At 40.4% G+C, this 13,414-nt stretch carries 11 protein-coding genes, 6 tRNA genes and 2 rRNA genes; 18 read left to right on the top strand and 1 reads right to left on the bottom strand.

Annotation, left to right across the window (positions count from 1 at the left end):
- The first annotated feature begins 44 nt into the window (after positions 1–44).
- The 12 genes from FOL01_RS06390 to FOL01_RS06340 all read left to right on the top strand — a co-directional run bounded on the left by FOL01_RS06390 (position 45) and on the right by FOL01_RS06340 (position 6,509).
- Positions 45–2,961: ribosomal RNA gene (locus tag FOL01_RS06390) — 23S ribosomal RNA — on the top strand.
- A 79-nt stretch (positions 2,962–3,040) separates the two neighbouring features.
- Positions 3,041–3,157 (top strand): 5S ribosomal RNA (gene rrf, locus FOL01_RS06385).
- Between the two features lie 6 nt (positions 3,158–3,163).
- Positions 3,164–3,236, top strand: a tRNA-Val gene (locus FOL01_RS06380).
- A 2-nt stretch (positions 3,237–3,238) separates the two neighbouring features.
- Positions 3,239–3,311, top strand: a tRNA-Lys gene (locus FOL01_RS06375).
- Positions 3,312–3,323: 12 nt separating this feature from the next.
- Positions 3,324–3,397, top strand: a tRNA-Arg gene (locus FOL01_RS06370).
- 28 nt (positions 3,398–3,425) lie between these two features.
- Positions 3,426–3,499 (top strand) — tRNA-Pro (locus FOL01_RS06365).
- An 8-nt stretch (positions 3,500–3,507) separates the two neighbouring features.
- Positions 3,508–3,581: transfer RNA gene (locus FOL01_RS06360), tRNA-Met, on the top strand.
- 10 nt (positions 3,582–3,591) lie between these two features.
- Positions 3,592–3,663 (top strand) — tRNA-Gly (locus FOL01_RS06355).
- Positions 3,664–3,840: 177 nt separating this feature from the next.
- On the top strand, positions 3,841–4,470 hold the full coding sequence (locus FOL01_RS06350; protein ID WP_075269863.1) for an HAD family hydrolase: 630 nt from the start codon (positions 3,841–3,843) through the stop codon (positions 4,468–4,470).
- A gap of 63 nt (positions 4,471–4,533) precedes the next feature.
- Positions 4,534–5,367 carry a glutamate racemase gene (gene murI, locus FOL01_RS11345; RefSeq protein WP_237342616.1) on the top strand — a complete coding sequence of 278 codons (834 nt, stop codon included), beginning with the start codon at positions 4,534–4,536 and terminating at the stop codon, positions 5,365–5,367.
- 24 nt (positions 5,368–5,391) lie between these two features.
- A complete protein-coding gene (locus tag FOL01_RS11340) occupies positions 5,392–5,988 on the top strand; it encodes an XTP/dITP diphosphatase (protein WP_237342615.1) in 597 nt (198 codons plus the stop codon).
- Between the two features lie 2 nt (positions 5,989–5,990).
- Entirely contained in the window at positions 5,991–6,509 is a 519-nt protein-coding gene (locus FOL01_RS06340) for a YfcE family phosphodiesterase (RefSeq protein WP_075269862.1), read from the top strand.
- Between the two features lie 133 nt (positions 6,510–6,642).
- Here FOL01_RS06340 and FOL01_RS06335 read toward each other — a convergent pair whose 3' ends face one another.
- Positions 6,643–7,254, bottom strand: coding sequence for a DsbA family protein (locus FOL01_RS06335; protein ID WP_075269861.1), 612 nt, complete (start codon positions 7,252–7,254; stop codon positions 6,643–6,645).
- A gap of 385 nt (positions 7,255–7,639) precedes the next feature.
- Here FOL01_RS06335 and FOL01_RS06330 point away from each other — a divergent pair, with 385 nt between their 5' ends.
- The 6 genes from FOL01_RS06330 (at position 7,640) to nusA (ending at position 13,411) form a co-directional block, all read left to right on the top strand.
- The gene (locus FOL01_RS06330) at positions 7,640–8,254 is read left to right on the top strand and encodes a GTP pyrophosphokinase (RefSeq protein ID WP_075269860.1); all 615 of its coding nucleotides are present in this window, start codon (positions 7,640–7,642) and stop codon (positions 8,252–8,254) included.
- A 20-nt stretch (positions 8,255–8,274) separates the two neighbouring features.
- Positions 8,275–9,093, top strand: coding sequence for an NAD kinase (locus FOL01_RS06325; protein ID WP_075269859.1), 819 nt, complete (start codon positions 8,275–8,277; stop codon positions 9,091–9,093).
- Positions 9,094–10,011: an RluA family pseudouridine synthase gene (locus tag FOL01_RS06320; protein ID WP_075269858.1), complete on the top strand. Its 918-nt coding sequence runs from the start codon at positions 9,094–9,096 to the stop codon at positions 10,009–10,011.
- Positions 10,012–10,024: 13 nt separating this feature from the next.
- Complete coding sequence (gene mgtE, locus FOL01_RS06315) at positions 10,025–11,410, top strand: magnesium transporter (protein ID WP_075269857.1); 1,386 nt, start codon at positions 10,025–10,027, stop codon at positions 11,408–11,410.
- Between the two features lie 162 nt (positions 11,411–11,572).
- On the top strand, positions 11,573–12,259 hold the full coding sequence (locus FOL01_RS06310; RefSeq protein ID WP_075269856.1) for a ribosome maturation factor: 687 nt from the start codon (positions 11,573–11,575) through the stop codon (positions 12,257–12,259).
- Between the two features lie 18 nt (positions 12,260–12,277).
- Positions 12,278–13,411: a transcription termination factor NusA gene (gene nusA / locus FOL01_RS06305; RefSeq protein WP_075269855.1), complete on the top strand. Its 1,134-nt coding sequence runs from the start codon at positions 12,278–12,280 to the stop codon at positions 13,409–13,411.
- Positions 13,412–13,414 lie beyond the last annotated feature (3 nt).

Raw genomic sequence — 13,414 nt, 5'->3', positions numbered from 1 at the left:
ATTGAGTCACAATACTCAAACGAAATCATCAACGTAAGTTGATCGGTTAAGTTATTAAGGGCGCATGGTGAATGCCTTGGCACTAGGAGCCGATGAAGGACGGGACTAACACCGATATGCCTCGGGGAGCTGTAAGTAAGCTTTGATCCGGGGATTTCCAAATGGGGGAACCCAACTTGTTATGCAAGTTATCGTTTTAATGAATACATAGTTAAACGATGGTAGACGTTGTGAACTGAAACATCTCATTAGCAACAGGAGAATAAAGAAAAATCGATTCCGTCAGTAGCGGCGAGCGAACACGGAGAAGCCCAAACCAGAGTGCTTGCACTCTGGGGTTGTAGGACTACCGTTGTGGAGTTACAAATTTGTTTATTAGCAGAATCAGCTGGGAAGCTGAGCGACACTGGGTGATAGCCCCGTATGCGAAAGTAAGCAAACTCCCGTGTAGGATCCTGAGTACGGCTGGACACGTGAAATCCAGTTGGAAACTGCGAGGACCATCTCGTAAGGCTAAATACTCCCTAGTGACCGATAGTGAACCAGTACCGTGAGGGAAAGGTGAAAAGCACCCCGGAAGGGGAGTGAAAAAGTTCCTGAAACCATGTGCCTACAACAAGTTAGAGCCCGTTAATGGGTGATAGCGTGCCTTTTGTAGAATGAACCGGCGAGTTACGATAACATGCAAGGTTAAGGTGGAAAGACCGGAGCCGTAGCGAAAGCGAGTCTGAAATGGGCGACTGAGTATGTTGTTGTAGACCCGAAACCAGGTGACCTACCCATGTCCAGGGTGAAGGTGTGGTAAAACGCACTGGAGGCCCGAACCCATACATGTTGAAAAATGTTGGGATGAGGTGTGGGTAGCGGTGAAATTCCAATCGAACTTGGAGATAGCTGGTTCTCTCCGAAATAGCTTTAGGGCTAGCCTCGGAAGAAAGCGTGTTGGAGGTAGAGCACTGTTTTGGTGCGGGGCCCATCTCGGGTTACTAAACTAAGATAAACTCCGAATGCCAATCACGTATGTCCGGGAGTCAGACAGTGAGTGATAAGATCCATTGTCGAAAGGGGAACAGCCCAGATCGTCAGTTAAGGTCCCTAAGTGTGTGTTAAGTGGAAAAGGATGTGAAGTTGCATAGACAACTAGGATGTTGGCTCAGAAGCAGCCACCATTTAAAGAGTGCGTAATAGCTCACTAGTCGAGTGATTTTGCGCCGAAAATGTACCGGGGCTAAACACACCACCGAAACTACGGGTGCCACGTAAGTGGCGCGATAGGAGAGCGTTCTAAGCGCAATGAAGTCAGACCGTGAGGACTGGTGGAGCGCTTAGAAGTGAGAATGCCGGTATGAGTAGCGAAAGACAGGTGAGAATCCTGTCCACCATATGACTAAGGTTTCCTGGGGAAGGCTCGTCCTCCCAGGGTTAGTCGGGACCTAAGGCGAGGCCGAAAGGCGTAGTCGATGGCTAACAGGTTGAGATTCCTGTACCAGGTGAACATGTTTGAACGATGGAGGGACGCAGAAGGCTAACGGATCCCAGCTGCTGGAAATGCTGGGCCAAGCAATAAGTCTTAGTGTGAGTTAAATGCTTGCACTTATACGGACAAGTTGTGATGGGGACCGAAATAAAGTAGGGAAGTCTGTGATGTCACGCTGCCGAGAAAAGCTTCTAGTTAGTGTTTACCTGCCCGTACCGCAAACCGACACAGGTAGTCGAGGAGAGCATCCTAAGGTGAGCGAGTGAACTCTCGTTAAGGAACTCGGCAAAATGACCCCGTAACTTCGGGAGAAGGGGTGCTCAGCGCAAGCTGAGCCGCAGTGAATAGGCCCAGGCGACTGTTTATCAAAAACACAGGTTTCTGCAAAATCGTAAGATGACGTATAGGGGCTGACACCTGCCCGGTGCTGGAAGGTTAAAAGGAGTACTTAGTTTCGACGAAGGTACGAATTGAAGCCCCAGTAAACGGCGGCCGTAACTATAACGGTCCTAAGGTAGCGAAATTCCTTGTCGGGTAAGTTCCGACCCGCACGAAAGGTGTAACGATCTGGGCGCTGTCTCAACGAGAGACTCGGTGAAATTTAAAGACCCGTGAAGATGCGGGTTACCCGCGACAGGACGGAAAGACCCCATGGAGCTTTACTGTAGCTTGATATTGAGTGTTTGTGCAGCTTGTACAGCATAGGTAGGAGCCGTAGAAATCGGGACGCTAGTTTCGATGGAGGCAAACGTGGGATACTACCCTCGTTGTATGAACACTCTAACTCACACCACTAAGCGTGGTGGAAGACAGTGTCTGGCAGGCAGTTTGACTGGGGCGGTCGCCTCCCAAAAAGTAACGGAGGCGCCCAAAGGTTCCCTCAGAATGGTTGGAAATCATTCGCAGAGTGTAAAGGCACAAGGGAGCTTGACTGTGAGACTTACCAGTCGAGCAGGTACGAAAGTAGGGCTTAGTGATCCGGTGGTTCCGCATGGAAGGGCCATCGCTCAACGGACAAAAGCTACCCTGGGGATAACAGGCTTATCTCCCCCAAGAGTCCACATCGACGGGGAGGTTTGGCACCTCGATGTCGGCTCATCGCATCCTGGGGCTGTAGTCGGTCCCAAGGGTTGGGCTGTTCGCCCATTAAAGCGGTACGCGAGCTGGGTTCAGAACGTCGTGAGACAGTTCGGTCCCTATCCGTCGCGGGCGTAGGAAATTTGAGAGGAGCTGCCCTTAGTACGAGAGGACCGGGGTGGACGTACCACTGGTGTATCAGTTGTTCCGCCAGGAGCATCGCTGAGTAGCTATGTACGGATGAGATAAACGCTGAAAGCATCTAAGTGTGAAACTCGCCTCGAGATGAGATTTCCCATTCAGAAATGAAGTAAGACCCCTCAGAGATGATGAGGTAGATAGGCTAGAAGTGGACGTGTGGTGACACATGGAGCGGACTAGTACTAATGGTTCGAGGACTTAACCAAGTAGCAAGTGGTGTAAGGCAAGAAAAAATAAGCAATTATGATTCAGTTTTGAGGGAACTAAGTTCACTCAACAAAAACGTGTCGTGATGATGGCACTGAGGTCACACCTGTTCCCATACCGAACACAGTAGTTAAGCTCAGTAGCGCCAAAAGTAGTTGGAGGATCGCCTCCTGCGAGGATAGGACGTCGCGATGCATTAATGGACGTTTAGCTCAGCTGGGAGAGCACCTGCCTTACAAGCAGGGGGTCACAGGTTCGATCCCTGTAACGTCCATTGGGTCGTTAGCTCAGTTGGTAGAGCAGTGGACTTTTAATCCATGGGTCCTGGGTTCGAGCCCCAGACAACCCATAGGAATTTATTGCACCTATAGCGCAACTGGATAGAGTGTCTGACTACGAATCAGAAGGTTGAAGGTTCGAATCCTTCTAGGTGCATTTAACAATTTAATATTTATTGTTATTTCGGGACGTAGCTCAGTTTGGTAGAGCACCTGGTTTGGGACCAGGGGGTCGCAGGTTCGAATCCTGTCGTCCCGATATTTATTCGCGGTGTAGCTCAGCTGGCTAGAGCGTCCGGTTCATACCCGGGAGGTCGAGGGTTCGATTCCCCCCGCCGCGATTAGCACAATGCGGATGTAGTACAACGGCTAGTGCTCCAGCCTTCCAAGCTGGGAATGCGGGTTCGATTCCCGTCGTCCGCTTACATAATAATCTCCAATGAATGCTTTTAATTAGTGTTTGTTGGGGGTTATTTTCTTTATATAGGATTGTTGATTTTAATAAATTTTTCAAATGATCTGCAATGTTTTATTTAGGTTGATGCATGAACCTTATGAGTGTTATATACTAGACAGTATAAATATTTTTAGGGGAAAACTATGAAGACGGTTATTTTTGATGTTGATGGTACGTTGTTAAGTACAGAGAGTATGTATATGCAGTCTCTTATTCAAACTTTCCGTGATAGAGGGATTGAAAAATCGTATGAAGAGGTATATAAGATTTTTGGATTACCATCATTAGACGGCTTAATTAAATTAGGTGTAGAAAATCCTGAAGAAATGCAACTAGCTTGGCAAAGTCACTATCATGATTTTTGGCATGAGGTCAATTTATTTGATGGCATTACGGAAATGTTAGCACAACTTAATTTAAATAGTAAACAACTTGGTATTGTTACTTCAAATACGCCGGAGGAGTTTGCTAACCATAGTAGCGATTTTGATTTCGTGAAGTATTTTGATGATTTTGTGTTTGCAGGTCAAACACCTAATATGAAACCAGCGGCTGACCCGATTTTAAAGTCATTAGAAAACCTAGATGCCGATGGTACAATGGCAATGTATATTGGTGATTCTGTTCACGATATGCAAGCCGCCCATAATGCAGGCATTAAATTTGGTATGGCAGCTTGGGGTGTTCGTGATCAGTCTGTCTTTAACAATCAGGCAGACGTGATATTTGACACCCCGTCTGCGCTAGTGACCTATGTGTTAAAAAGTAAATAGATGATATTAAAGTGAAATAGCATCATATAATTTACGATAATATGTTGAAAGAAGTGAAAAAATATGGATAATCGTGCAATCGGATATTTAGATTCAGGTATTGGAGGTTTATCCGTCGTTAAGCAGGCTTTAAAACAGTTGCCAAATGAACAAGTTTATTATATTGGTGATACTGCACGGATGCCTTATGGTCCTAGAACACCAGAGGAAGTTAAAAAGTTTACTTGGCAGTTAGTAGATTTTTTAATGGAGCAGGACATTAAATTATTAGTTATTGCTTGTAATACCGCTACTGCAGCCGCTTTAGACGATTTAACAAAACAATTACCAATTCCAGTGGTCGGTGTTATTCAACCAGGAATAGACGCTGCTAGTAAAGCAACAAGTATAAATAATATTGGCATTGCTGCTACGCAGGGAACCGTAAATTCGTTAGCCTACTATAATGGTCTTAAGAAAATTAATCGTAATTTTCATATCTTACAATTGGCCGCCCCAACTTTAGTGAAAATCGCTGAGCAACCCCCAAAGGATGATGCAACCGTTCAGCGATTGGTGACAAATATTCTGTCACCAATTAAGAATAGTGATGTTGATACATTAGTATTGGGATGTACTCATTTTCCATTACTTGCCAAATTTATTCAAGAAGCAGTGGGGGAACAAGTCAAGTTAGTCGATGCGGGGGCATCTGCTGTTAATGTTGTAGAGCAAACCCTTGATAATTTTGCCATTAAACATGAAAATGATAATAGGCAGATAAGAAATACGGATAAGTATTTTACCACTGGTGATCCTGAAACTTTTGATCAGCTTGCTAAAAATTGGCTACAGATTTCTAGTTTGAGCGTACAACATGTAGATATTTTGGATGGTAAGTTAATAACTGTAGAGTAAACAAATCCTTGGAGGAATAAAAAGATGACTAAATTAATTTTTGCATCAAAGAATAAGGGTAAAATACATGAATTTCGTGAATTTTTATCACCATTTGGTGTAGAAGTTATTTCATTGAATGATTTAGATAATGTACCTGAAATTGATGAGAATGGATTGACGTTCTCTGATAATGCAACTATTAAGGCAAAAATTATTGCAGCTGCTTATCAGCTGCCAGTCGTTGCAGATGATTCCGGGTTAAGTGTTGATGCATTAAATGGTGCACCTGGTGTTCACTCTGCGCGTTATGCAGGTGATCATGATGATTTGGCTAATAATAAAAAATTGTTGACTGAATTAGCTAATGTTGAGAAGGAAAATCGAACAGCGACATTCCATACGGTGATTGTTGGTTTGAAACCAACAGGAGAAAAAATTGAAGCTGATGGTGCAGTTACAGGAAGCATTTTGTTCAAAGGACAGGGAACAGACGGATTTGGCTATGATCCATTGTTTTATTATGAACCTTTGCACAGAAGTTTTGCTGAGCTGACGGCCACAGAAAAAAATAACATTTCACATAGAGGAAATGCCTTGAGAAAATTTATGACGCTATTTAAAGATTGGTGGGAGGATTAATTATGGATTATTTAATTGTATCTGATACACACGGTGATCGACAAATTCTAGCTGATATTATTGCTCATTATAAGGGACACGTGCGGGCAATGTTTTATAATGGTGATTCTGAATTACAACGTTCAGATGAATTATTTGATACGTTACTACCAGTGATTGGAAATATGGATGATGATTCAATGTTTCCAGATGATCGTGACTATGAAGACGAGTTTATTAAAATTTATCAAACACACGGTCATTTGGTGCATACTGAACTATCACTCAATCAATTAAGAGAAGTTGTATCAAATAAAGATGTCGAGGTTGTCACGTCAGGCCATACACATATGCTGGGTGCTGAAAAGATTGATGGGAAGCTATTTATTAATCCTGGATCAATTTCGCTACCTAAGGGACCGTATGCTTATCTCAAAGGGACATACGCAATTTTGACAGTACAACCAGAAAAGTTTATCGTGCAATTTTACACGCGTGATTTACAACCTGTACCAGGGTTGAAATTTGAATTTGATCGGTAATGTAAAAGATATAGTTGAATTAAGTAGACATCTAATAAAGCAGTAATAAAAAAAGATCACGATAAAACAGTCTAACTAAAACTGTTTTATCGTGATCTTTTTATGTGTCTTTAAGTATTAGCCTTTCGGCATCCTAATTACTACCTTCTTCATAACTAACTAAGTGAAGAGTGGCATTGTTTGTATTTTGGGTGACAGATGAACTAAAGATATTTGCCAGACCTTGTGATGAAAAGTCTGTGGTTTGAAGGGCATACTTATTGTCAGCTGAATTATAGACAACCATTGTTGGATAAGTATTGATTCCCATATTTGCAGCAATATTTTGATCATCTCTTAATGAAGCCAAAGTAGCTGCTGTATGACAATCTTCCAAAAAAAGTGATTCGTCTAAATTTAATTCTTCAATCGTTGATAGAACTAATTTTTCAGAATAAGGTTTATTAGCCAACAGATGTTCTTGCATTTTTAAATAAAAAGATCGTGCAGCTTTCCGTCCTTGTGATTGGACAGCTTTTGTATCTAATACTAATTGTGATAAATTATTTGCAACAGTTGCGTAATTAGTTTTTACGGAACTGCTCTTTAATTCGTGATACGTATCTCGTACTGATTGCATAGTGACGATTGGAATCATTTTATAGGAAACGAATTGTTTCATTTCTTCAAAATAACTCATAATCAGCTTCTCTGATGTGATACTTTCAGCCGAGAGTGGTGTGACGAAGTGGTACACTTCTAACATAACAAGCGACAACCTCCAAAAAACGTTTTTATGCATACCCGTTAATAGTACGCTATCATTGCTAGTGTGTCTACATGATTTTCTTTTTTACAACAGAACTAAGAATAACCCTTTTAGTGAAAAATTGCATAAATTGAGTTTTCAAATGCGGATTATTTATTAAATAGTACTGGTAAGAACTCTTTAGTAATTGTAAAATTAAAGCATTGTGTTATTTGTTATATCAAGCTGATTTGATTATATAATGTTCACAGCGAATACGATAATATTTTGCTTATATCATCGATTACTGTATTCTATGGTAGTGGTTACATCAGGTTGGTTTGATTTTTGGTGACGAAACACAAATAACAGGGATACTAATGAAATTTTTGGGGGAACTAAAATGACACAAGATGAGTGGGAAAAACTACTACAACCTTATGTTCAAACAGTTGACGAATTAAAGGTTAAATTGCGTGGCATGCGCCAAGAATTTGAATTACAAGGGGTACAGACACCAGTTGAATTTGTGACAGGACGTGTGAAAGCTATCCCCGCTATTGAGGAAAAACTTGTTCGACGCCATATTAGTATGGACCGAATTGAACAGGACATGGAAGACCTGGCGGGTGTTCGAATCATGACACAGTTTACTGAGGATATTTATCGTGTCGTGGATATGTTACGTAAACGAAAAGACATTGTGATTTTGGAAGAGCGAGATTACGTGACAAATGAAAAACCATCCGGATACCGATCATATCATATTGTTATCGAGTACCCAGTGCAGTTAATTACTGGTGAAAAAAAGGTATTAGCAGAAATTCAAGTTCGAACGATGCAAATGAACGTATGGGCAACTATTGAACATGCAATTAACTATAAGTACGATGGTGAATATAGTGAAGAAATGCAAGAAAAGTTGAAAGATGCTGCGGCACTAAGCATTAAAGTAGATGAATTGTTTTCTGAACTCCATAATGGTTTATCAGAGAATTCAACAAATAATAATGTATAGAAAAAAAGAAAGGCTGCTAAATGAAAATCGCTGTATATAGTAATAACGTACCACATTCTAGAGCAGTAGTTTCCTTACTAAAAGAAAAATTAATTGCTCGAAGTGAAGGGCGTGTCATATTTGACAATGAGAAGCCTGAAGTGGTCATCACAGTTGGTGGCGATGGGACATTACTAGGAGCTTTTCATCATTACACTGATCAATTGGATACAATCCGTTTTATTGGGGTGCACACTGGACATCTTGGCTTTTATGCAGACTGGCAATATTTTGAATTAGATGAGTTAGTAGAAAGCCTAGTCAATCAAGAAACAACTCCTAAAACGGTTAAATACCCGCTTTTGCACGCTAAAATTCATTATACTGACGGACATGAAGAAAATGTGCTAGCTTTGAATGAGGCAGCAATTAAACGTCCGCTTGGTACATTGGTTGCGGATGTTTATATCCAGAATGAATTATTTGAACGTTTCCGCGGAGATGGTTTGACAGCATCAACACCAACAGGATCAACGGCATACAATAAAGCAATTGGTGGTGCGGTTATGCATCCTAGTCTGCAAGCCATTCAACTGGCTGAAATAGCTTCAATTAATAGTCGTGTTTTTCGAACGCTAGGATCACCTTTGATTATTGGTAACCATGAGGTTATCAAAGTGCAGTTAGAAAATGATGGTTCAGCAGTTACTTTTAGTTATGATCATTTAAATAAAATATCTTCCAATGTAGATTGGATTTCTTTCCAGGTTGCTGATCAGAAAATTCAATTTGCGGAATATCGTCATATGCACTTTTGGCATCGTGTTCAAAGCAGCTTCATTGGAACGGAGGTAAGGTAAGTGGCCCATTTTAGTTGGAAAAATCAAGGTGACAGTACACTACGAATAAAAGCATTTTTAGCACAACGAGGTGTGTCACACCGTATGTTTGCGATTATTAAGCGTGGTGGAGGGCAAGTTTTGCTTAACCATAAACCGGTTAGAACTATTGATGATGTTGCGCCTGGTGATTTGGTTGAGGTAAAGATGCCTGCTGAACAGTCAAATGCAGTTGTTGCAGTTTCTAATTTACCTATTTCAGTTTTATATGAAGATGAAAATTGGTTAGTTGTTGATAAAGAAGCAGGTCTAACATCTGTACCAGGTAAAGCTGATCGGGAAACCACCATGGTTAATCGTGTCAAAGGATATTTAATGTCTGAAGGTGCAGAGGATCTTGTACCTCACGTTGTGACACGACTAGATAGATTTACGTCTGGTGTTGCGTTATTAGCAAAGCATCGATTTGCTCATGGTTTATTAGACAAGCAATTACAGACACACACAGTTGACAAGCGTTATTATGCGATTGTTGATGGGGTTGTTCCAGACGATCATGGTTTTATCGATGCACCGATAGGACGAATGGATGATGATTTTATTAGACGTGAAGTCCGTCCGGATGGTCGGTCATCACAAACGGAATATTGGGTAATTAATCGTATGCCTAACCAAACTTTAGTTAAAGTTCAATTACATACTGGACGTACACACCAAATTCGAGTGCATTTTAAATATATTGGTCACCCATTAATTGGCGATGAAATATATGGTGGCCCAATGGACCGAGGGATTAGTCGCCAAGCGTTACATGCTTATTGGCTAGAATTTTATGATCCATTTAGTGAAATACAAAGACATATACAGGGTCCGTTACCTGAAGATTTAAAGAAAATTTTGACTGAAAATGCCACGGCAGACGTGGTAAGTAAGTCTTAGAACGTGGTGAATGATGGAGGAAACTTTACAAGAATTAACAGAAGACATGCGTGATGAATTATCAGAACAAGCCCGTTATTTAGTTCATTATATTGAAAATAATGACAAAGATGCTTTTTTAGATAGTTTCGATGAATTGCATACATTTGACCAGGCAATCTTTTACGTTTCTTTGACAACGCAGTTAAGACGGCAAATTATTGATTGGTTGAAGCCAGTTGAGTTAGCGGATATTTTTGATGAGATAGATCCTGAAGATGTTGATTTTAATGACCTATTATCTGAAATGTCACCACATTATGCAGCAGAAATGTTAGCTGAGATGTATACCGATAATGCTGTTGATTTGATGTCCGACTTGGATACGAAACAACTAGCGATGTACCTATCGTTAATGCCTAAAGAAAGTGCTGAAGAAATTAAGCGCCTTTTGAAGTATGAAGATGATACAGCCGGCTCTTTGATGAGTACGGAATTTATCGCTATTAATCAACGGCTAACGATTAGTCAAGCCATGGTAGAGGTAAAGAAAGTTGCTCAAGAGGCAGAGCAAATTAATTACATCTATATTCTTGATGATGATGGTGTATTGGTTGGTGTTATCTCTCTAAAGTCGTTAATTGTGTGGCCAGATGCAGCGGTAATTTCTGAAGTGATGGATACAAATCTAATTACAGTTAGTCCTGCTGATGATCAGGAAGAGGTCGCCAAAATTATGGCTGATTATAATTTTGTTGCTATTCCAGTAGTCGTTAAGGAAAAAATGATTGGAATGATCACTGTTGATGATATTGTTGACGTTATTGATGAAGAGGCAGCCGAAGATTATTCACGACTTGCCGGTGTTGACGTTGTTAATATAGAAGACAATCCGATTAAATCCGCAGTGAAACGGTTGCCTTGGTTGATTGGCCTGATTTTTTTGGGGATGGGAACAGCTTCTGTCATTGATGGTTATAATTATTTGGTTGCAGAGACCTCAGTGCTAGCTGTTTTTATTTCATTGATAACAGGTACTGCCGGAAATGCAGGTACCCAGTCATTAGCCGTTGCAGTGCGGCGAATTGCTTTGCAAGAAAAACAGTCGACCTTGAAATCGCTACTATTTGAGATTTTAATAGGTGCCTTGATTGGTGTGCTTGCCGGAGTAACCATTTTCTTGGTTATCTTGGTTTGGAAAAACAACTTGTTGTTGGGCATCGCTGTTGGCTTGGCAATGGGAGTTGCTATTTTAGTTGCTAATGTAGCGGGTGCTTTTATTCCATTGATTATGGATAAGATTGGTGTCGATCCTGCTGTTGCATCAGGACCATTTATTTCAACATTGTCCGATTTAACATCCGTTGTTATTTATTTCAATGTTGCTAAAATCTTTATTGATCACTTTATGATGAATTAAAGTAGGATGTGCAGTTACTTGCCTATAACATAGATTCATGTTATTATTAGGTTTGTTAATGAATATGCTCTTAATTGAGTGGCCGGATTTTTTCTCGGCCGCTCATTTTTTTAAGGAGTTTATTAAATCGAGCGAATATTGTTGCGTGAAGGGAGGGTTAAAATGGCAAAAGTTACAGAGAATGTACAAGAAATTTTAAAACCCGTATTGGCTACAAAGGGTTTTGATCTTTGGGATGTTTTGTATGAAAAGCAGGACAGCGATTTTGTTCTTCGTGTACTTGTAGACCGTGTTGACGGAGAAATTAATATGGATGATTTAGTAATGTTAACCGAGTTGATTGGTAACGAACTAGATAAGATTACTCCAGATCCATTCCCACAGGCTTATCTTCTTGATGTTTCATCTCCAGGTGCTGACAGAAAATTACAGCAACCAGCAAACTTTAAATGGGCAGTTGGTAGATTTATTGAGGTGGATTTGAATAATCCGATTGCAGGATTTGAGAAGTTCACTGGTCAGTTAGTTTCATTTGCGGATGATACATTGACAATGGACGTACTGTTAAAAACAAAACATCAATTAATTGAGGTTGATTTAGACAACATTCAACAAGCTCATTTATCTATTAGTCAAGATCGTATTTTGACTAGCGAAGAAGATTATGAATGGGCTCACCATAAGTTGGTTCATATTTCGACCTATCAGAAGATTGATGGTCGTAAAGAGTTTTTGGGTGAATTGAGTGATTTTACACCAGAAAGTTTAATCATCACTGATGAGTCTGATAACGAATTGACTATTCCACGTCGCGCAGTTGCACAAGCACGACAATCGAATGATTTTTAAAAATACGGAGAAACAAAAATGAGTAAGGAATTAGTATCAGCTCTTGATGCACTTGAAGAAGAAAAAGGTATCAAAGCCGAAGTTTTAATTGAAGCACTTGAAGAAGCCTTGAAGAAGGCATATGAAAAGAATTATGACGAGTCTGAAAATGTCGAAGTACAATTCGATAAGAAAAAAGGTAGCATTAAGGTGTTTGCTGTTAAGACAGTTGTAGCTGAAATTGAAGAACCATATGAACAAATTAGTTTAGAAGAAGCGTTAGAATTAAATAAAGCCTATGAAGTTGGTGATGAAATTCGCTTTGAAGTTACACCAAAGGATTTTGGTCGACTAGCTGCACAGACTGCAAAACAAATTATTATGCAAAAAGTACGCGAAGCTGAGCGTGGTGTTGTATATGATAACTTTGTTGGATATGAAGATGAGATCATCACCGGAGAAGTAGAGCGTGAAGACTCACGTTACTTGTACATCATTTTGCCTGGTAATCAAATGGCAGCAATGAAACCAAATGATCAAATGCCTAGTGAAAACTACCAAATGGGTGATAAAATTAAGGTATTGGTTTCACAAGTACAAAATGAGCAAAAGGGTCCACAAGTCTTTGTTTCTCGTACACATCCAGATCTTGTTAAGCGACTATTTGAAGCAGAAGTTCCTGAAGTTTTTGATGGCACTGTAGAGATTAAGTCAATTGCTCGTGAGGCGGGCGACCGCTCAAAAATTGCTGTTTATTCTCATAATGAGAACCTAGATGCAGTTGGAACGATGGTTGGACAACGGGGTGCTCGTGTGCAATCTGTTGTCACTGAATTATCTGGTGAAAACATGGACATTGTTGAATGGACTGAAGATGCAGCTGAGTTTATTAAGAATTCATTGAACCCAGCTGAAGTCGTTGAGGTTATTTTTGATCCAAACAACGACCGTGCAGCAACGGTTTTGGTTCCAGATTATCAATTATCATTAGCTATTGGTAAGCGCGGACAAAATGCCCGTTTAGCAGCCCGATTAACTGGATTTAAAATTGATATTAAACCAGAGTCAGCACGTGAAGAAGCAATTGCTGAAATGGAAAATCAATCAACAGAGACTGTTACTGATGAAAATAATGACGAAGAAATTGAATTAGACGATAATTCAGAAGAATAGGAG

It is taken from the genome of Weissella thailandensis, from assembly GCF_001932615.1.
GTDB classification, from domain to species: domain Bacteria; phylum Bacillota; class Bacilli; order Lactobacillales; family Lactobacillaceae; genus Weissella; species Weissella thailandensis.
This window is presented reverse-complemented; position numbering and strand designations above follow the sequence as displayed.

Bases quoted from the DNA above. Each gene is read 5' to 3' on its own strand.
- FOL01_RS06325 (WP_075269859.1), top strand. From the start codon at position 8,275: ATGAAAATCGCTGTATATAGTAATAACGTACCACATTCTAGAGCAGTA.
- FOL01_RS06350 (WP_075269863.1), top strand. From the start codon at position 3,841: ATGAAGACGGTTATTTTTGATGTTGATGGTACGTTGTTAAGTACAGAG.
- FOL01_RS06340 (WP_075269862.1), top strand. From the start codon at position 5,991: ATGGATTATTTAATTGTATCTGATACACACGGTGATCGACAAATTCTA.
- murI (WP_237342616.1), top strand. From the start codon at position 4,534: ATGGATAATCGTGCAATCGGATATTTAGATTCAGGTATTGGAGGTTTA.
- FOL01_RS11340 (WP_237342615.1), top strand. From the start codon at position 5,392: ATGACTAAATTAATTTTTGCATCAAAGAATAAGGGTAAAATACATGAA.
- mgtE (WP_075269857.1), top strand. From the start codon at position 10,025: ATGGAGGAAACTTTACAAGAATTAACAGAAGACATGCGTGATGAATTA.
- FOL01_RS06330 (WP_075269860.1), top strand. From the start codon at position 7,640: ATGACACAAGATGAGTGGGAAAAACTACTACAACCTTATGTTCAAACA.
- nusA (WP_075269855.1), top strand. From the start codon at position 12,278: ATGAGTAAGGAATTAGTATCAGCTCTTGATGCACTTGAAGAAGAAAAA.
- FOL01_RS06310 (WP_075269856.1), top strand. From the start codon at position 11,573: ATGGCAAAAGTTACAGAGAATGTACAAGAAATTTTAAAACCCGTATTG.
- FOL01_RS06335 (WP_075269861.1), bottom strand. From the start codon at position 7,254: ATGTTAGAAGTGTACCACTTCGTCACACCACTCTCGGCTGAAAGTATC.